General features: G+C 41.2%; 17 protein-coding genes and 1 other annotated feature. Of the genes, 1 reads left to right on the plus strand and 16 read right to left on the minus strand.

What is annotated here, in order from left to right; genetic code table 11:
* Window positions 1–282: 282 nt before the first annotated feature.
* The 13 genes from thrS to polA form a co-directional block, all read right to left on the minus strand.
* A complete protein-coding gene (gene thrS, locus JOD17_RS04285; RefSeq protein ID WP_204695846.1) occupies window positions 283–2217 on the minus strand; it encodes a threonine--tRNA ligase in 1935 nt (644 codons plus the stop codon).
* A 44-nt stretch (window positions 2218–2261) separates the two neighbouring features.
* Window positions 2262–2479: a binding site (T-box leader), on the minus strand.
* A gap of 157 nt (window positions 2480–2636) precedes the next feature.
* Entirely contained in the window at window positions 2637–4178 is a 1542-nt protein-coding gene (locus tag JOD17_RS04290) for a solute symporter family protein (protein WP_204696079.1), read from the minus strand.
* A 5-nt stretch (window positions 4179–4183) separates the two neighbouring features.
* Complete coding sequence (locus JOD17_RS04295) at window positions 4184–4516, minus strand: DUF485 domain-containing protein (RefSeq protein ID WP_204695847.1); 333 nt, start codon at window positions 4514–4516, stop codon at window positions 4184–4186.
* A 277-nt stretch (window positions 4517–4793) separates the two neighbouring features.
* Window positions 4794–5639 (minus strand): sporulation protein YtxC, encoded by an 846-nt coding sequence (locus JOD17_RS04300; protein WP_204695848.1) that lies wholly within the window; start codon window positions 5637–5639, stop codon window positions 4794–4796.
* A gap of 122 nt (window positions 5640–5761) precedes the next feature.
* A complete protein-coding gene (gene mqnC / locus JOD17_RS04305; RefSeq protein WP_042359643.1) occupies window positions 5762–6886 on the minus strand; it encodes a cyclic dehypoxanthinyl futalosine synthase in 1125 nt (374 codons plus the stop codon).
* A 99-nt stretch (window positions 6887–6985) separates the two neighbouring features.
* On the minus strand, window positions 6986–7927 hold the full coding sequence (gene dnaI, locus JOD17_RS04310) for a primosomal protein DnaI (RefSeq protein ID WP_204695849.1): 942 nt from the start codon (window positions 7925–7927) through the stop codon (window positions 6986–6988).
* Window positions 7928–9322, minus strand: a complete 1395-nt coding sequence (locus JOD17_RS04315; RefSeq protein ID WP_204695850.1) for a replication initiation and membrane attachment family protein — start codon at window positions 9320–9322, stop codon at window positions 7928–7930.
* 50 nt (window positions 9323–9372) lie between these two features.
* The gene (gene nrdR, locus JOD17_RS04320) at window positions 9373–9849 is read right to left on the minus strand and encodes a transcriptional regulator NrdR (RefSeq protein ID WP_042359647.1); all 477 of its coding nucleotides are present in this window, start codon (window positions 9847–9849) and stop codon (window positions 9373–9375) included.
* A gap of 158 nt (window positions 9850–10007) precedes the next feature.
* The gene (locus JOD17_RS04325) at window positions 10008–11036 is read right to left on the minus strand and encodes a glyceraldehyde-3-phosphate dehydrogenase (protein WP_204695851.1); all 1029 of its coding nucleotides are present in this window, start codon (window positions 11034–11036) and stop codon (window positions 10008–10010) included.
* Window positions 11037–11143: 107 nt separating this feature from the next.
* Window positions 11144–11734 carry a dephospho-CoA kinase gene (gene coaE, locus JOD17_RS04330; RefSeq protein ID WP_204695852.1) on the minus strand — a complete coding sequence of 197 codons (591 nt, stop codon included), beginning with the start codon at window positions 11732–11734 and terminating at the stop codon, window positions 11144–11146.
* 12 nt (window positions 11735–11746) lie between these two features.
* Complete coding sequence (gene ytaF / locus JOD17_RS04335) at window positions 11747–12409, minus strand: sporulation membrane protein YtaF (RefSeq protein ID WP_204695853.1); 663 nt, start codon at window positions 12407–12409, stop codon at window positions 11747–11749.
* Between the two features lie 87 nt (window positions 12410–12496).
* On the minus strand, window positions 12497–13315 hold the full coding sequence (gene mutM / locus JOD17_RS04340; RefSeq protein WP_204695854.1) for a DNA-formamidopyrimidine glycosylase: 819 nt from the start codon (window positions 13313–13315) through the stop codon (window positions 12497–12499).
* 12 nt (window positions 13316–13327) lie between these two features.
* Window positions 13328–15970 (minus strand): DNA polymerase I, encoded by a 2643-nt coding sequence (gene polA, locus JOD17_RS04345; RefSeq protein WP_204695855.1) that lies wholly within the window; start codon window positions 15968–15970, stop codon window positions 13328–13330.
* A gap of 123 nt (window positions 15971–16093) precedes the next feature.
* On the opposite strand from polA, the gene JOD17_RS04350 reads away from it, so the two are divergent.
* Entirely contained in the window at window positions 16094–16453 is a 360-nt protein-coding gene (locus JOD17_RS04350) for a hypothetical protein (RefSeq protein WP_204695856.1), read from the plus strand.
* Window positions 16454–16467: 14 nt separating this feature from the next.
* Here the strand turns inward: JOD17_RS04350 and pnpS are convergent, their stop codons facing one another.
* From pnpS to tatA, 3 genes are all read right to left on the minus strand, one after another.
* A complete protein-coding gene (gene pnpS / locus JOD17_RS04355) occupies window positions 16468–18219 on the minus strand; it encodes a two-component system histidine kinase PnpS (protein WP_204695857.1) in 1752 nt (583 codons plus the stop codon).
* On the minus strand, window positions 18216–18932 hold the full coding sequence (locus tag JOD17_RS04360) for a response regulator transcription factor (RefSeq protein ID WP_204695858.1): 717 nt from the start codon (window positions 18930–18932) through the stop codon (window positions 18216–18218). Before JOD17_RS04360 ends, pnpS begins: the two co-directional genes overlap by 4 nt.
* A 174-nt stretch (window positions 18933–19106) precedes the next feature.
* Window positions 19107–19322 carry a twin-arginine translocase TatA/TatE family subunit gene (tatA, locus tag JOD17_RS04365; protein WP_042359654.1) on the minus strand — a complete coding sequence of 72 codons (216 nt, stop codon included), beginning with the start codon at window positions 19320–19322 and terminating at the stop codon, window positions 19107–19109.
* Window positions 19323–19395: the final 73 nt, after the last annotated feature.

Here is a 19395-nt window from a genome sequence, read left to right on the forward strand (position 1 = left end):
ATCTAAACATGCTCACAAAAACAGTTAGCTATGCATAAAAAAAAGTGAGAGTCGTATACATACGACGCCCACTTATAGCCATCACGTTCGATTGCTTACCTGGTAACGACCCTAAGGTGTTTTGCAGGTGAGAAGCGGGCGCTTCTGCTTGCGTGCAACATGTTCAATACTTCATTACTATACAGGATGAATAACGAATTGTCAACATCACTTCTAAAAAAAGCAATCACTTCGTTGAAACGCTCGAACGAGTGGCTCACTACCCAGTTTCTGTTTCTACTATTAGAACTTACGTGCTTCTTGTTTTAGTTGTTCAACAAAGGCATCGAGTGGCATCGACTCTGTATCACTTTCACCATACTTACGGATGTTCACATCGAGTGCGTCTTGCTCTTTATCACCGAGTACGAGAGTGTACGGAATCTTTTTCGTTTGCGCTTCTCGAATTTTGTAACCGAGCTTTTCTTCGCGCATATCTACTTCAACACGTACGCCTACTTTACGAAGCGCATCTTCTACTTTTGAAGTGTACGATTGATGTACTTCTAGTGAAACAGGAATTAACTGCACTTGGACCGGTGAAAGCCATGTTGGCAATGCACCTTTGTATTCTTCAATGAGGAAAGCAACAAAGCGTTCCATCGTTGATACAACGCCACGGTGGATAACGACTGGACGGTGCTCTTTTCCATCTTCACCGATGTATGTGAGATCCATTTGATTTGGCAAGTGGAAGTCGAGCTGAACCGTAGATAATGTTTCATCTTTTCCAAGGGCTGTTTTTACTTGAACATCTAGTTTTGGACCGTAGAATGCTGCTTCTCCGATTGCTTCCACGTATTCCGCACCACGCTCATCCATCGCTTCTTTTAGAAGACGTTGTGCTTTATCCCACATCTCATCATTATCGACATACTTTTCTTTGTCTTCAGGATCACGATAAGAAAGACGGAAGTAGTAATCGTTAATACCAAAATCGCTATACACGTTTTGAATGAGATCAACCACGCGTAGGAATTCTTCTTTCATTTGATCTGGACGACAGAAAATGTGTGCATCATTTAATGTCATTGCACGTACTCGCTGTAAACCAGCAAGCGCTCCTGACATTTCATGACGGTGCATCGTTCCAAGTTCCGCGATTCGGATTGGAAGTTCACGATAACTGTGTAAGTTGTTTTTGTATACCATCATATGATGTGGACAGTTCATCGGACGTAACACGAGGTCTTCATTATCCATTTCCATAGGTGGGAACATATCTTCATGATAGTGATCCCAGTGACCTGATGCCTTATAAAGGTCTACACTGCCGAGCACTGGTGTATAGACGTGATCATAACCTAAGCGCTCTTCGAGGTCGACGATGTAACGTTCAATCGTTCTACGAATTGTCGCTCCCTTAGGTAACCATAATGGCAACCCTTGTCCTACTTTTTGATTGATTGTAAAAATCTCGAGCTCTTTACCTAATTTACGGTGATCTCGTTCTTTTGCTTCTTCCAAAATACGAAGATGCTCATCTAAGTCGGCTTGCTTTTCAAATGCAGTCCCGTAAATGCGTTGAAGCATTTTGTTTTTGCTGTCGCCTCGCCAATAAGCACCAGAGATATTCATCAGTTTAATCTTTTTCAACTTGCTCGTAGATGGTACGTGTACACCGCGACAAAGGTCTGTAAACTCACCTTGCTCATAAAGTGTAACCGTTTCGCCTTCTGGGATTGCATCGATCAATTCTAGTTTAAGCGGATCGCCAATTTCATTGAAATACGCTTTCGCTTCTTCACGAGATACTTCTTTTCGAACGATCTCGAAGTTTTCATCCATAATCTTCTTCATTTCTTTTTCGATTTTAGGAAGATCTTCTGGTGTGATCGTATGCTCAGTATCGATGTCGTAGTAGAAACCCCCTTCAATGACAGGTCCTACACCGAATGTTGCATCTGGATAGAGACGCTTGACCGCTTGTGCTAGCAAGTGAGCACTACTATGGCGGAGAACTTCTAATCCTTCTGCGTCTTTGTATGTGATAATTGCAATCTTCCCGTCTTCTTTAATTGGTCTACGAAGATCATACAATTCGTCATTGAGCTTACCAGCCAACGCTTGTTTTTTCAGTCCAGAACTAATGGACGATGCGACTTCTTCTAACGTGACGCCTGCATCAAATGATTTAACTGCTCCGTCTGGAAATGTAAGTTGTACTTGATTAGACATGCGATTCACTCCTTTAATTTAAAACACGAAAAAACCCGTCCCTAAATAGGGACGAGTTTATACCCGCGGTTCCACCCTCATACAGCTGATTTGCTGCACTCGAATCGGTTAACGCCCGATAACGACAGTAAGTACTAGCATCGCGTTCATCACTGTAGCTCTGAGGGGGTAAACTCATCGACCGGCGTTAAAAAGCTTTCAGCCTAGGCTTTTCTCTCTGTGAATCGTATCGATAAATTCATGTCCTCTTCCGTGCCTTTTTTCTTACGACCTATTATATTCATTCGTCATGAAAAATGCAACCGCCTATTTTTGTTCGACTTTCTTACGAGCCGCTGCTTACTTTTAAGACATTCGTAATTATTTCCCGGGAAAAGATAAAGCGAAAGCCCTAAATAGGAACTTCCGCTCTACTTACATTAGCTGTCAATCTCTTCTTTAAATCCTGTGTTTGCTTTCACTTTAATTTCACGATACTTCTCAGTATCTAATTTGCGACTCGAGAAGATCGTACCGAGGTATGCCCCTAAGAACCCGAGCGGAACGGATATGATCGCTGGGTTAGCCAATGGGAACAGTGGATCTCCAACGATAATCGCATTTCCGTCTGGATCAAGCACATTTGGACTTAGCATAACGAGTACTAATGCTGAAATTAAACCACTCAAAATCCCTGTAATTGCACCTGTTGTGTTAAATCGTTTCCAATAAATTGTGAAGATGATTGGCGGTAAATTCGCACTTGCCGCCACACAGAATGCAAGAGCTACAAGGAAGGCAACGTTTAAGTTTTGGGCGAAGAGTGCCAGAGTGATTGACATTGCCGCAACACTTAATGATGCAACTCTTGCTGCAACCACTTGTTGCTTCTCAGTAGCTTGACCCTTCTTAAGAATTTGCCCGTACAAATCGTGAGCAAATGCCGATGCTCCTGAAAGAACAAGACCAGCCACAACTGCAAGGATGGTTGCAAATGTTACTGCGGCGATGAATGAGAATAATAAATCGCCACCGAGAACTTGAGCAAGAAGTGGTGCTGCCATATTTCCTGCCGGGTTATTCGCGACAATCGTTTCATGACCAACGAAGATTACCGCTCCCATCCCGAGGAAAATCGTGAGCAAATAGAAGATCCCGACGATCCATGTCGCAGTAATTACTGATGCTCGTGCAGTCTTCGCATCTTTTACTGTAAAGAAGCGAAGTAAAATATGCGGTAAACCTGCCGTACCTAATACGAGAGCGAGCATTAAGGAAATCGTATCTAATGGTAGATCAGAATCGACTCCAGGATTTAGATAGGACGCTCCGTGAGGCGAGGCATCTCTCGCTTGCGTGAACAATTCAACGATATTGAAGTTCACGTGGAATAATACGATAAGTGAAATGATAAACATCCCGGCCATGAGTAACACGGCTTTAATAATCTGAACCCAGCTCGTTGCGGTCATACCACCGAACATAACATACGTTGTCATCATGACCCCGACGATAATAACAGCTACCCAATAAGGGATCCCAAATAATAATTGAATAAGTGCTCCTGCCCCTACGAGTTGGGCAATCATGTAAAACGTAACAATCGTAATTGTACTAAGTGCTGCAATTCCACGTACTTTCTTTAAATCAAATCGAGCCGTTAACATATCAGCAATCGTATACTTCCCGATATTACGCATCGGTTCTGCAACGATAAATAGAACGACTAAGTAACCGACAAGGTAACCAACACTATAATAAAACCCTTCAAAACCTGTAAGTGCAATGGCGCCGGCAATCCCTAAAAATGACGCTGCAGATAAGTAATCCCCTGCGATGGCTAAACCGTTTTGCCAACCAGTAAGTCCCCCACCAGCAGTATAAAACTCACTAGCCGTATTCGTACGCTTAGCTGCGAAATACGTAATGACGAGTGTTGCTGCAACGATGATTAGAAAGAGTGATATAACGGTAAAGTTCAATTCATTCAACTTACTTCCCTCCGATCGATCTGTACATGTTCTTCTAACACTTCATCAGCCATTCGATCGTATTGAGCCGCTTTTCTCGTATACATGATGCAAAGTGTCCACGTCATCACAAATTGAGCAACTGCTAACACCCATGCCCACGTAATCACACCGAACGCTTCGTTATGTAAAATCGTTGTATACGAAGCAAGCACAGGAAGTGAAAAATAAAATAAAAAGAAAAAGATGGTCATTGGTACGATAAATCGTTTCTTGGCATTCATTAACGCTTTGAATTTGGAATCGCTTACAACTTTTTCATAATCAATTGTAGCTTTCGAATTACTCATGACCGATCACCTCTTTACCAAGTGTGTATACAAAGATTACAAGATGTTCTTAATTGTGTCAATTTTATTTATATTAAAATTTGTAAGCGCTTAATGAAAAGAATATCCAGAAAGTATATGAATAAAAAAACCGACAAAAAATACTTTTTGTCGGTAACGCGTTCTCTCTTTAAAGCAACGTACTTAAGAGATCATGAATTTCAGAATTCCTAACAAAAGTTGCTTCGTATTCATTTGCAGAATAAACAATTTATGAATGAATTAAAAATCAACAAACTTAAAATTCCCATTGCGTAAACGATCGCAAGTTGATTCGTTCTTGGAAAATGTTCCGAAGCGTTTGAATCACACCATCATCACAATCGGTATACACGTATAACCGCTTAGGGGCGACACTTGCAATCGGACTAATAATCATTTCCGCCGGTAACACTCCTTCTTCAAAAACGAGCATACTCTTTGTATTCCTTAGTCTTTCAATCGCATTCCACTCATTGCCATTCCCATCGCAAAGCTTAAATCGTTCCCTGCCCGGGTACCATAGATGCAATTCCGTTGACAGTGGGGTCGCACCGTGGACATATGTTCGAAGTGTATCAACGAGCGTTTGATATTCTTGCTCCATTTGATATTCTTCGAAAATCGCATCGGATAACTCGTCTAAATAATGAATGTACTTCCCTATACAAAACTGCATAAATGGTTGCCAATGGAAGGTATCTTTATCGATGAGATGTTGATGGACAGACTCGTAAAATGCATCCATTCGTTTCGTAATTTTTTTAGCTTCTGGAATGTCCGAATGTTCTCCAGAAAGAATTGCTTTTGTACACTCAATCACATGCTCAAGTACACTTGGATCGCAATAATTAAAACGACGATTAATCCGTCTTGCTAACCAATCGGTTTCGTAGTTCGCCATCATTTCATCTGTAATCACCGCAGCGATAAAAGGACGTACCGATTGCTCCCACTCATTTTTGTCCCCTTGATATTCATAACGCATCTCTGTTTCTTTCGTTTTAGAAATCGTACATGGTGTATACAGATGCGCTAACCCATTCTTCATACGATCGACGACCTTATTACAGTCCTTGCTATGTGTAAATTCAATTGTCAGCACAAACATGCCTCCTCGCGCATTCCGTTAATCCGGTCCATACATCGCTCTATTCCATCGTATGTACGCGCTGGACAAACATGCGAAAAAAAAAGAGAAACCTTCAAAGAAGGCTCCTCTACTGATTAATTCTGCATTTCAAAGTCTCTTGATGCTCGTTCATGTTCTTCAAAAACGTGCAGTGTGTTATATTTCGTATCGCGCACAGCTGGTTTCTTGCCTGCTTCACGAATAATATCAAGCGCACGGTTGTTATTCACTTTATGCGTCGTACCTGCAGCAGAAACAACGTTCTCTTCGATCATTGTACTACCAAAGTCATTGCAACCAAAGTGGAGAGAACGCTTGCCTGTCTCTGGTCCCATCGTTACCCAAGAAGATTGGAAGTTCGGAACGTTATCTAAAAACAAGCGGCTAATTGCGACGTTCTTCAAATACCCATTCGGAGTAATTTTCTCGCCTTTCATCCGAGTGTTATCTGGTTGGAATGTCCATGAGATAAATGCAAGGAAACAGTTCGTTTCGTCTTGCGCATCACGTACTCGCTGCAAATGAAGCGCACGTTCTTCATTCGACTCCCCAAAGCCAATAACCATTGTAGCCGTTCCGTGCATGCCAACTTTCTTCGCGGCTTTCATACAATCAATCCATTGCAGCCAATCAATCTTTAAGCGACTAACCGCTTTACGGTTTTCTTCTGTTAAGATCTCCGCACCGCCACCTGGTAATGAATCAAGACCTGCATCTTTTAATTCTTGTAGCACTTCTTCAAGGCTAAGTCCTGACACTTCCATCATCTTATAGATTTCAGCGGGTGAGAAAGAATGCATCGTAATATCCGGAAAACGTTTTTTAATGTTTCGGAGCAAGTCGGTATAATACGAAAACTCTAAATTAGGGTTCGTTCCACCTTGCATCAGTATTTCAGTACCGCCAACATCCACGGTTTCTTGAATTTTTTTGAAGATCTCTTCATCGCTTAGAACGTAGCCTTCCTCATGACCAGGAGGACGATAAAACGCACAAAATCTGCAGTATGTATCACAGAAATTCGTATAATTGACGTTACGTCCAATTACGAATGTCGTAATTGGGTCTGGATGCCACTTCTTCATCATTGTATCTGCAGCTTCACCAAGTTTATTTAGCTGTACTTCGTCATTTTCGTCTACTTCGTATAACCGAACGGCATCATCCATCGTTAGTCGTTCACCTGCGACAGCTTTCTCCAAAATCGCATCGATGCTCATCGTTCTGCCTCCTTAAAAACGCCGATTCATAGATTCATATTTCTCTTCTATCGTAACATAGCCAATGAAAAACATCGAATGTAGTTTCAGGGACGACATTTATTCATGACGTCGATTTCTCCCTGAAACATACACTGCAGTTGTCATCGGACGAATTCTTTCCATCAATCGCTTCGCTTTTAGTCGTTCTTCACCATTTTTTTGTGAAAATGCTAAATGTCCTTCTAGTTCGTCTAAATCCCAGTTTGACGTGAAAACGGTCGGTAGTTTTTCAGTCATGCGATATTGCAAAATCACACCTAATACGTCGTCACGGATCCAAGCGGACATCGTTTCGGCGCCTAAATCATCCAAAATTAAGACGGGAACTGCTTTTACTGCATCGAGCTTCTCTGAAACAGTACCATCTGCCACTGACTGTCGCATTTCACGGAAGAACTCTGGTGCATAGACGAGCAATGACGAGATTTTGCGATTCGCTAACGTATTCTGAATGCTTGCTGCGATATACGTTTTTCCAACACCAAACATCCCGTGCAAATAGAGCCCTTTCCCTTCTTTCTTAGGCTCAATTTCATTCGCAAACGTAATCGCTTGAATGACCGCTGTCCCTCTCGTATTGTCTTCATCATCAAGTTCTACTTGTTCAAAAGATGCCTTTTTAAATTCCTCAGAAACGTACATGCTTTGAATCAACTTCTTATGCTTTTGTTCTTGCTCACTAGCAATTTTAGAAGGGCAAGGTTGATACCTCATATGAATTTGACCTAAATGAACATACAATTCTGGTTGGTATCCAGGCATCGGATTTTGACAAGCATTTAATGAAGTACAAGCGTGACAACCAACTGTCGAGTTTTTATACTCATATAGTTCTGCCATGCCTTGTTCGATCGCTCCATCTGCCAATTCATCGCGATGATGATCCAGCCAAGACCGAATTCTCTCGTCTTGAAACAGTGATTCACGCGCTTTATTCAAACGCTTTTCCCAGCCTGTTTCTCCCATATACTTTTTTAGGGAATCACGGATCGGCTCCACTTAACTGTCCCCTTTCTTATATTTTTGAAGTAACAACTCAAATTTCTTGCGTTCTTCTTCTGCTTTTTTGCGCTTCTCTTCTGATGGTTCTTCCTGCCGTTCACCTGTTAACCACTTCGGCAATTTATCTTGATTTTGTTGTGACTTTTTGTTTTTCGTTTGAGAAGGTCGATTTGTGGATTTGGATGGTTTATCTTTTACCTGTTTACGCTTTTGGTATTCTTGTTTTGCATGGTTCATTGCTTCTTCAACGGTCTTAATCTTCTTCCTTGACCAATCGCCTGCAATCTTTTGTACGAGCGGAGCATCTAAGCGTTGATCATGGGTCCGCATCACATAATCAATGAGCGTATTCACGACACCGACTGGTAATTTGTAATCATGAACGAGTGATTCAGCTAGTTTAATGTCTGGAGGCGAGACCGTTGCCTCTGAAATGCTTTCCAATAACTCATAGGGTGAAATACGATTGTAGTAGCTTGCCATTTTCTCGTCTTCACTCATCTGTTCTGGTTTCTCAGATGATGGAACTTCCTCATCAGCCGTCGTCCGAAGCCCAAGCTTTGGAGGATTTTGACCGTGTTGATGGCGATACCAATTTTTTACGACCGTACGTAACCGTTCAATATCTATCGTATCATCACCAATCATCGCTTCAATCATTAAACGACTCATTTCCATTTCATCAAGCTGATACACAAACGATAAACTGCGAACATCTTTTTTCACTGAGTCGGTTAGCATCGCCTCATGATCGAAAAACGCTGGCAAAAACGTCTTCACAAGTTCAAAATCAAATTGTCGATCGTTGACAACTAAAGACGAGCGATCACGATCACCAACAAGCTCTTCAGAGTCTTCACGATCTTCTCGATTTAATTCGCGATCTTTTAACGACGTAAACACGTCATTAAAGGCAACTGTTTTCTCTTCCCATTGATGTTTATCGATTTTTGGTGTGCTAAACCGCTGTCGAATTTGGCGAAACTTCGTTACACCGATGCGATTTTGTAAAAAAACACCTAAGAACGGATCGGCAAAAAATTCATTTGCAAGCATTGGCGTCGACAATTCGTACAAAAATACACGTTCATCGTTTTGCTTTTGCATATACGTCTTTAATAAACCGATCGCCTCAAGTCGCTTTCTAGCATCTAAAATCGTTGGCAATTCTTCTGCCGTGGTGATCATCAATTCCCGGTGTGTGCTTTCGTCACACATGTAGGCGTCTCGTTCTAATCGATAATATAACGTCAAATATAAATTAACGGCCATCGAGCCGATTAAAGGTTGATACAACAATAGCAATGCTTTTTCATGTAGTTGTGAAAACGGTTCGACCATTCGCACTGTGTACGGATCCATTGGCCGTAACTCACTCCAAGACCAAGACAAACGAGTCACCTTCCTTCAAGACGTAGAAAGAGCCCTGAAAGCGTGATTGCTCACTTGTCGGGCCCTTCATCATCTGTGCGTTTCATCAATTCTTTTAATTCATCTATAAACACATTAATGTCTTTAAACTGTCGATATACGGATGCAAAACGTACGTACGCAACTTCGTCAACGTGTGATAAATGTTCCATAACAAGCTCGCCAATTCGGCCACTCGGAACTTCACGCTCGGAACCACTTCGTAATTCGCGCTCAACATCGCTAACGATCTTATCTAATCTTTCCAATGGAACTGGGCGCTTTTCACATGCTCGAATTAAACCGCGAAGCATTTTGTCGCGACTAAATTCCTCACGGTTGCCATCTTTCTTCACAATTAACATCGGTGTCTCTTCGACAATCTCATACGTTGTGAATCGATGACTGCATCGTTCACACTCTCTTCGTCTTCGAATTGAGCGAGCCTCATTGTGTGGCCTTGAGTCGAGTACGCGAGTCCCGTTGGAATGACAGACCGGACAACGCATCGGCCCCACTCCTTAACAAGGTAGAATAACAACTAATTGAGTCTATCATAACATGTCTAGAATTACTCATCCAATCCTAATCAAATTAGACGACAAATATAAAAAAACTGATCCATTAACGACATGGATCAGTCATAAAAGGTTCAGCTGAAAATGATTTAAGAATTTGCAACTGATTGTTGTGTAATTTTCTGAGCAATTAAATCAACAAGGTCAACGACACGACAAGCATAACCCCACTCATTATCGTACCAAGCAATTACTTTCACTTGACGCTTGTTCATGACCATTGTAGACATGCTATCAACAATGCTAGAACGATCGTCGCCGTTAAAATCAATCGAAACGAGAGGCTCATCCGAAACGCCTAAAATACCTTTCATTTCTTTCTCTTCTGCAGACTTAAACACTTCGTTCACCTGTTCAGCCGTTACGTCACTTTGAAGTTCACAAACGAGGTCTACAAGTGATACGTTCGGTGTAGGAATTCGTAGTGCCATACCGTTTAATTTCCCGTCTAGATGAGGCAATACGAGGGAAATCGCACGAGCTGCTCCCGTTGTCGTCGGAATAATTGATTGTCCACAACTTCTCGCTCTACGCAAATCTTTATGTGGATTATCGATATTCTTCTGATCGTTTGTGTAAGCATGAACCGTTGTCATCATACCGCTTTGAATTCCAAAAACATCATCAAGCGTTTTCACAACAGGTGCTAAACAGTTTGTTGTACATGAAGCATTTGAAATGACGTGGTGATTATCGTGGTCATACTCTTCTTCATTCACGCCCATAACGATTGTAATGTCTTCTTCTTTCGCAGGAGCTGTAATCACGACTTTCTTCGCCCCAGCTTCAATGTGTTTCCCAGCGCCTTCTTTTGTAACAAACTTGCCTGTTGCTTCAATAACAATATCAACACCGAGCTCTGCCCAAGGTAGCTGCTTCGGGTCACGGTTTTGAAGTAGTTTGATTTCTTTGCCATCAACGATTAACGCATCATCTGTTGTGTCTACAGCGACGTCAAACGTTCCATGAGTACTATCATACTTTAGCAAATGCGCAAGCGTTTTTGGAGGGTGGGTTGCGTTCACTGCAACGATTTCAATATTTTCATTGAAGAATGCACGTCGAAAAGCCATTCTTCCTATTCTTCCAAATCCATTGATCGCTACTTTCGCTTTCATCTTGATGCCTCCTAATTATGATACACTAATCATCACTATTTTCTTCAATAGTATATCATATAACGATAACTTGTACGATGTTTTTCTTTATTGGAAATCAATTCTATTTATATTCCCCATTTTTTTAGTGTTTTTCGTACTTGTCTTGTAGTTTCCTCAATTGAGCCATTATTATTAATGATTTCGTCAGCATATTGCCGTTTTTCACGTAGGGGCATTTGTGAGTTTATTCGTGACTTAGCTTCTTCTTCTGTACTTTGATCCCGCTCCATAAGCCGTTGTAACTGTACGTCTTCATCAACGTACACGAGCAACACTTGATCGTATTGATCCATTTTTCCGCCTTCAATTAATAAGGGAATATCGTACACAATCGTTGTATACCCTTCGTTCTCATACTGTTGCTGCTTTAACTTCGATCGTTCACGAATTCGCGGATGCATAATGTTATTCAATGTTTCACGTTGCTTAGGATCATTAAAAATGACCTTACCGAGTGCTTTTCGGTGAAGTGTGCCATCTTCATGGAACACCTCTCGTCCAAAATGAAATAGTATGTCACGATGAGCTTCTTCGTGAGGCTCAACGATTTCCTTTGCAATTTGATCTGCATCAATAACAGGCAAACCTTCCTGCTTTAGAAGGTTCGCCACGAGACTTTTACCGCTAGCAATGCCACCAGTTAACCCGATGATCATAATGAAAACTCCTTATAAAAAATTGTATATACCGATACACATTAGCAATAAACCTGGCAAAAACACTAAAGGCTCACAAAAGCGCACATTCGACAGTTTATATCCACCTTTTTTGCCGATCACTAAAAACGTGACACACATGATGGATACGATTAAGGCAAACCAAACGACCGAGTACCCGAGCATGCTCGCCCCAAATCCGGCACCAAAAGCATCAAGTGATAACGCAAAGCCGAGTAAGACTGCTTCTTTTACACTAATTGTCCCTGAGTTATCGACGTCCGCTACCGTCGGTTTTTTGAGGATTTGGATGACCAATCCTAATTTTTTAATTTCGAATTTGACGACTTTCTCTTTTACTTGATCGACTTTTGTTATTGGCTTAATTTCTTCTGGCTTCGTTTTTGAATGGTGATACGCTTGCACAATCGCATAAACTCCGATGAGGATTAAAATGCTTCCCCCTAAGTAATCCGCAAATGCATTCGGTAAATATTGAAACACAAAGGTCGCTGCAAACCCTGACAGCAAAACCGCTGTAAATGAAAATGTGCCGATAATTAAAAGAGGCAACCAATTAATTTGCATTTTTCGCATACCGTACGTCATTCCTACACCCAATCCGTCTACACTAACCGCAAATGCAAGAATTAAAACTGCAATCCACGATTCCATAAAAAAAGCCCCCTCATACTCACTCAATACGATAGCCTATGAAATACGCTTATCCTATGTACATGAGGGAAGGGGGCATTTTTACAATTACGATTGACAGTCGGGGCAATAGTGCGTGCCTCGTCCTGCAACGACTGATCGAATAATGGTTCCTTCACACGTTTTACACGGCTCGTTCTTTCTCCCGTATACGAAAAGCTTCTGCTGGAAATAACCCATTTCTCCGTTTCCATTTAAGTAGGAACGGATCGAAGAGCCTCCTGATGCAATGGCTTCCTCTAACGTCTGAATCGTTTCTTTGTGTAATCGTTGGATTTCGTCTATTCGCAACGTGTTCGCAACTCGTCCAGGCAAAATCCCTGAGCGATGTAGTGCTTCGTCTACATAAATGTTTCCAAGCCCCGCAACAATCGCTTGATCGAGTAACACAGCCTTAATGGAGCGAGTCGTTCTTTGGAACTTCTCCTGCAAGTAAGACACCGTATAGCGCTCATTAAATGGCTCTGGTCCTACTTTATTCAACGGTGCTCGGTCAAATTCTGTCCCTTTTACGAAGAGATGCATCGTACCGAACTTACGCACATCCCGATAACGAAGTTCGGTTTCATCTGAAAAGAAAAAACGCACATGTGTATGTTTATCGACTTCATCATTAGACGTGTTGTACTTGCCTTCCATCCGTAAATGGGAAACGAGAACATAGTCCGTCAAAATAAACCGTAAAAACTTCCCTGTCCGTTCAATGTCTACGATCGTTTGACCGATCACTTGATCGCGAAATACGCTCACATCGTCTGGCTCTTTAATCATCTTAGGCCAGCCGATTTCTATATCAGCAATCGTCTTACCAACAACTAATGATGAGAGTGTTTTGCGTACCGTCTCAACTTCTGGTAATTCCGGCATTCTCGTTTCTCCTTACTTCGCTTCGTACCATGTCTTTCCGAATTCTACATCAACGACAAGCGGTACGTCTAACGAGATCGTCTGGCTCATCAAATCACTAACGAGCTGCTTCATCGTTTCGAGCTCTGACTCTGGTACTTCGAAGATCAATTCATCGTGTACTTGTAGAAGCAAGCGACTTTTTAATGATTGATCATTAAGCGTGTTCGCGACATCTACCATCGCTTTTTTTATAATATCAGCGGCTGTACCTTGAATCGGTGTGTTCATTGCAGTCCGCTCTGCGAAGCTACGCAAATTAAAGTTGCGGTTGTTAATATCATGCAAATAGCGACGGCGTTTTAATAACGTCGTTACGTAACCATGCTCTTTTGCATACGCAATCGATTCATCCATATATCGTTTAACATTCGGATACGTTTCGAAGTATTTGTCGATGAATGATTGCGCTTCTTTTCTCGTAATACCGAGGTTTTGCGACAATCCATAGTCACTAATACCATAAACGATCCCGAAGTTCACTGCTTTTGCATTGCGACGCATCGTGTCGGTGACGTCATCCTTTGAGACATCAAAAACATCCATCGCTGTTTTCGTATGAACGTCTTGCCCTTCATGGAATGCTTCCATTAATTTCTCGTCGCCAGACATGTGCGCTAACACACGAAGTTCAATTTGTGAGTAGTCAGCAGCAAGAATGTACCAGTTCTCTTCACTTGGTACGAACACTTTACGGATTTTACGTCCTTCTTCAAGTCGAATGGGGATGTTTTGTAAGTTCGGATCTTGAGAACTTAACCTTCCTGTTTGTGTTAAAGCTTGGTTAAACCGCGTATGAATCTTATTGCTCTTTCCGTGAATGACTTTTAACAAACCTTCCACGTATGTGGAGCGTAGTTTCGAGATTTGACGGTAATGAAGCAAATTCGGAATGATGTCATGCTCGCCTTCTAACTTCTCTAAAACATCTGCTGCTGTTGAATACCCTGTTTTCGTCTTCTTAATGACCGGTAAGCCCAGTTTTTCAAACAAAATCGGTCCTAACTGCTTTGGAGAATTAATGTTAAAATCCTCACCTGCAAGCTCGTGAATATCGCGCTCAAGCTGACCTAAACGCTCGTCCAATTCTACGCCCATTTGCTTTAATTGTTCTTGGTCTACCTTTACACCTTCGAGTTCCATTTCTGAAAGCACGAGAGCTAACGGTAACTCTAACGTTTCAAAGAGTTGCCATTGATCGTTTGTCGTTAACTCTTCTTTTAATAAAGGTTGTAATTTCCAAATCGTAGCTGTCTTTCTAGCAATGTGATCATTAAGGGCATCTGCCTCTGGCTTTTGCTGTTTTGCCCCTTTCCCATATACTTCTTCATCAAGCAACACACTCGTCATTTCTCTACGCTCTGCAATGTTTGCAAGATCATGGCTCGATAATGACGGGTCAATTAAGTAAGAAGCGATCAAAGTATCAAACACAATGCCCCGCACGTCAAAACCTTCCCAGCCTAACATTACTGTGAGTTTCTTACCGTCAAACACATATTTTTCTTTCGTCTCATCGGCTAACCAAGCTTTGAAATCGTCAGATTGTAAGGCAACATCCATTGGAACGGTATACGAACCGTTTTCATTCACAATGCCTAGCCCCCAAATTTCAGCATGGTGATAGTTTTCAGTTGGTGATTCAATAACAAGCGCTGCAGGAGATTGCAACATGTCTTCAGTAATTTCTTGTTCGTGGTGGAAAGTAAATTCTTCTAACGCCCGTTCTTTGGCCTCTATTTGTTCTTCATCGTCAACACCAATGTGTTTCATTAGAGAATTAAATCCGTACTCTGTGAAAAGCTTACGTACATCATTCGTTTCGTAACCCGTGTATTCAAGGTCTGACAACGACTCTTCCACCGGTGATTCACGGTGAATAACCGCTAACTCCTTGCTCATCAATGCTTGGTCACGGAATTCCGTTAAACGTTCACGTAACTTCGGTCCAGAAACTTGTTCTGATGAATTGAGAACCTCTTCAATATTTCCAAATTCTTTTAGTAGCTTAAGTGCCGTTTTCTCACCAACTTTAGGAATACCAGGGATGTTATCTGAAGAATCTCCAGCAAGTCCTTTCATGTCTGGGATATGAGAAGCAGGGATTCCGTAAACTTCTTCCATATGCGCCTCATCAAACCATTCGACATTTGTAATCCCTTTTTTCGTAATGGCAACGTGCGTGCGCTCACTTACGAGTTGAAGTAAGTCTTTATCTCCTGTATAAATGCGAACGTCAAAGCCTTCATCTTCTCCTCGCTTTGAAAGGGTTCCGATAATATCATCCGCTTCATAAAGTTCAATGCGTGTTACTTTAATTTGAAAGGCCTGCAATACCTCTTTTATTATTGGCATTTGCTCTGAAAGCTCAGGTGGTGTTTTTTCACGATCGCTTTTATAGCTTTCAAATTGCTCATGACGAAATGTCGTTTTACCTGCATCAAAAGCAATTAAAATATGGCTAGGTTCTTGGTCTTCTAAAATCTTCATTAACATATTCGTAAATCCATACACCGCATTCGTGTAAACACCTTGGTCGTTAGTAAGTAACGGCAAAGCAAAAAATGCGCGGTATGCAATACTGTTTCCATCGACTAATACTAATTTTTTATTCACTTGGAAACCCCTTTCGTACCGATCAATACACCTAGTTTATCATACCTTATCCAATGATTCTTCTCGTTCGCCTGTATAGTTTTTGTGAGTATTGCGAACGGTACTCATATGAAACTAATGATCATGAGCTTCACCTTACTGTTACTATTATTCCCACTTTCACAAGACGTCTATGCCACCCCAAGCATTATCGAATTTCAAGCTAAAATTGTCACGGTTACAGAAGATTATGAAATTTGCTATGATGCGTTTCAAGAGCAATATAGTTGTAAAGAAACAGATAACGACAAAAACAAGCAATCCACAGAACGCTTCGTCTTTCACTTAGGAATCTACCCTGGTGCTACTAAGGAAGATGTTCAGCTTCGACTAGCAAACGCTTTAGGTATCGATGTTTCTGAGGTCACACATTGGGATGTTGCTATCACGTTTGATGGAGGCGAGACCATTAAAGTGAAAGGAAAGGGAAAAAGATCACTCTGATCTTTTTCCCTTTTTTAATTTGGTTTTTTTGGAAGAGTGATGGTAAAGCTCGTTCCTTTACCAACTATGCTATTCACGTCAATTCTTCCGTGTTGTGCTTCAACTAAGTGTTTAACGATGGCAAGTCCAAGTCCTGTTCCACCTGAGTTGCGACTTCTCGCACGATCAACACGATAGAAACGTTCAAAGATTCGCGGTAACGATTCTTCATCAATCCCAATCCCGTTATCTTGAACGACAATAGCTACTTCTTCTGCTTTTTCAATCGTCTTTACACAAACCTTTCCACCTTGTTGCGTATATACGATCGCATTCGTAATCAGATTAATGAGCACTTGCTTAATACGAGCAATATCTCCATCCATCTTCGTTGACCCTTCACAGGACACGTGAATCGTAATTTCCTTATCATTCGCCTTCTCTTCTAGTAAATGTACAACTTCATTTGTAACTTCACTAAGTTCAAGAGGCATCACGTTTAATTCGAAGCTGTGGTGCTCGATTCGAGAGAGCTCTAAAAGATCTTCAATTAATTCTTGCAATCGACTACTTTCTTTCTCAATAATATGCAAAAACTGAAGCCGGATCGTTTCTTCCTCATGAGAGCCATCCAACAGTGTTTCGGCAAACCCTTTTAAAGATGTGACGGGTGTTTTTAGCTCATGAGAAACGTTAGCCACAAAGTCTTTTCGTGCTTGTTCAAGCCGCTTCAGGTTCGTTATATCATGCAATACGATCACAACGCCTTGCAGTTCACCATGGCTATTCGTAATTGGCGTTCCATACACTTCGTAATATTGCTGAGGACTTCGTTGAGTAAAGCTTATTTGCGAACGCTGATGTTCTTCACTCATAAACACATCTTGAATGAAGGCAACAAGCGTAGGCTCAGCAATCTTCTCATAATATAACCCTTCATAATCTTTTTGATCTTTATAAATGGCCATCCCCATTTTATTCGTTAAGTTAATTTGTCCATGACCATTAATAAAAATGAGACCACTACCCATATGATCGATGAGCGCTTCAAGTCGATCTTGTTGGCGTTTGTAGCGTCGAGTCATTTTATCTAAGTTGTAGGCAAGTACGTTTACCGAGCGGGCAAGCTGACCAAGCTCATCACTCGTGTCATCGTAAGCGCGAGCTTTGTAATTCCCTCTCGCTAGTTGCCTAGACATTTCAGTTAATTCATAGATTGGACGCGTCAATTGTTGTGACACTCGGTAGACGAGTATCATAATGATAATCATTGCTGCTGTGAAACTTAATCCTAAAAACAACCATAATTGCATAGACGCTTCACGCAAATGGTCAATGTTTAAGGATGTTCGTACGTATCCTTCTACTTCTCCAGATAAAGGAAGTGCGTAATAGAGCATTTCTTCATTTAACGTTTCACTTATTCGTACCGCTGAATGTGTAAAATCTTCAGCGTGAACGATCTCTTCTCGCGATAAATAGTTATCGTCTTGTTCTGATACTTGTTCAATATTACTTTCAGCGAGTACAGATCCGGTCTCATCAATAACCGTTATTCGTAAATTCAGTTCATCACTAACTTGATCTACATATTGTTCAATTGAACCTGAATCTGATAACTCATTGATTTGTGAAACCATGAGAGACGTTTCATTTTGGATTCGTTCTATCGTTTGCTCCATATTAATGTCGTTCACTAGTGAGCCAACGAGAAGTCCAAGTGCACTAAGTACGACAAGAATGATCAGACTAAGAGCAAACATAAGCCGTGTTCTAAATGTATTCATCGTAGAGCAGGGTTCTCCATCTTATACCCTAGACCACGTACGGTTTTTATGTACGTCGGTTTTTTCGTGTTCGGCTCAATCTTCTCTCTTAAATGGCTAATGTGCACATCAACAATCCGTGTATCACCAACAAACTCATAGTTCCAAATGGCTTTAAGCAATTGATCCCTCGTCAGCACTCTTCCTTTGTGGTTAACGAGATATAATAACAATTCAAATTCTTTCGGTGTCAATTCAAGTCCTTCTTCTTGAAGGTATGCTTCGTGGTAATCTGGATAGATCGTTAAGTCTCCAAGGCTCACATGCACCTTCTCATTTTCTTCTTCTTCGTCGACTTTTCCTGCTTGTTCTACTCTTCTTAAAATCGCTCTGACTCGAGCAATTAACTCTCTTGGACTAAAAGGCTTCGTTAAGTAATCATCTGCGCCAAGCTCTAAACCGAGCACTTTATCAAACTCTTCATCTTTTGCAGTTAGCATAACGATTGGGGTCGTGATTCCACGCTCTCGAAGCTTTCGACAAACTTCTAAACCATCGTAAACAGGCAACATTAAATCTAGAATAATCATGTCGTAATCATTGTTCAAACCAAGTTCTAACGCTTGTTCTCCGTCTGTAGCACTTTCTACAACATATCCTGACTGCTCTAAATTGTAAGTAAGTAATGTTACAATTGACGCTTCATCGTCAACAACTAGCATTTTTAAGCCCATCGAATAACCCCTTTAATTCTTATAATCAGACTGTCAACTCTATCTTAATCGTAATCGAACAACATAACCTTCACAAGCTTCTCTCTAATACCTTTACATATTCTTTACAACCTTTGCAAAGAAAACACAGAAAAAGACCAACACATCCGGTGTTAGTCTTCCCTCTTATCAATGTTATGCTTGTTTATTTGTCTCAGTTGTTGACGGTTGCTCAATAACGTCCTTCTTATCCGAATCATCATCCATCATGTTGCTTGTGGATTTCTTGAACTCTGTTAGCGTCTTACCAAATGCGCCACCAATCTCTGGAAGCTTCTTCGGTCCGAAAATGAGTAAAGCGAGCAAGAGAATAAGAATTAAGCTTGGGACACCGATATTTAAAGGGCTCATGATGTTTCCTCCTTCAGAACTTGTCTGAATTTCTAAGTATTAACCACAAAAATGTGACTTGTCTACATCAACT

The sequence above is a fragment of the Geomicrobium sediminis genome, assembly GCF_016908595.1.
GTDB classification, from domain to species: Bacteria; Bacillota; Bacilli; order Bacillales; family Marinococcaceae; genus Geomicrobium_A; species Geomicrobium_A sediminis.

What these genes read in the sequence shown, in the direction of transcription:
- JOD17_RS04295 (WP_204695847.1), bottom strand. Translation starts at nt 4,516, where the DNA reads ATGAGTAATTCGAAAGCTACAATTGATTATGAAAAAGTTGTAAGCGAT.
- thrS (WP_204695846.1), bottom strand. Translation starts at nt 2,217, where the DNA reads ATGTCTAATCAAGTACAACTTACATTTCCAGACGGAGCAGTTAAATCA.
- nrdR (WP_042359647.1), bottom strand. Translation starts at nt 9,849, where the DNA reads ATGCGTTGTCCGGTCTGTCATTCCAACGGGACTCGCGTACTCGACTCA.
- mqnC (WP_042359643.1), bottom strand. Translation starts at nt 6,886, where the DNA reads ATGAGCATCGATGCGATTTTGGAGAAAGCTGTCGCAGGTGAACGACTA.
- JOD17_RS04360 (WP_204695858.1), bottom strand. Translation starts at nt 18,932, where the DNA reads ATGGGCTTAAAAATGCTAGTTGTTGACGATGAAGCGTCAATTGTAACA.
- pnpS (WP_204695857.1), bottom strand. Translation starts at nt 18,219, where the DNA reads ATGAATACATTTAGAACACGGCTTATGTTTGCTCTTAGTCTGATCATT.
- JOD17_RS04350 (WP_204695856.1), top strand. Translation starts at nt 16,094, where the DNA reads ATGAGCTTCACCTTACTGTTACTATTATTCCCACTTTCACAAGACGTC.
- tatA (WP_042359654.1), bottom strand. Translation starts at nt 19,322, where the DNA reads ATGAGCCCTTTAAATATCGGTGTCCCAAGCTTAATTCTTATTCTCTTG.
- JOD17_RS04325 (WP_204695851.1), bottom strand. Translation starts at nt 11,036, where the DNA reads ATGAAAGCGAAAGTAGCGATCAATGGATTTGGAAGAATAGGAAGAATG.
- ytaF (WP_204695853.1), bottom strand. Translation starts at nt 12,409, where the DNA reads ATGGAATCGTGGATTGCAGTTTTAATTCTTGCATTTGCGGTTAGTGTA.
- coaE (WP_204695852.1), bottom strand. Translation starts at nt 11,734, where the DNA reads ATGATCATCGGGTTAACTGGTGGCATTGCTAGCGGTAAAAGTCTCGTG.
- mutM (WP_204695854.1), bottom strand. Translation starts at nt 13,315, where the DNA reads ATGCCGGAATTACCAGAAGTTGAGACGGTACGCAAAACACTCTCATCA.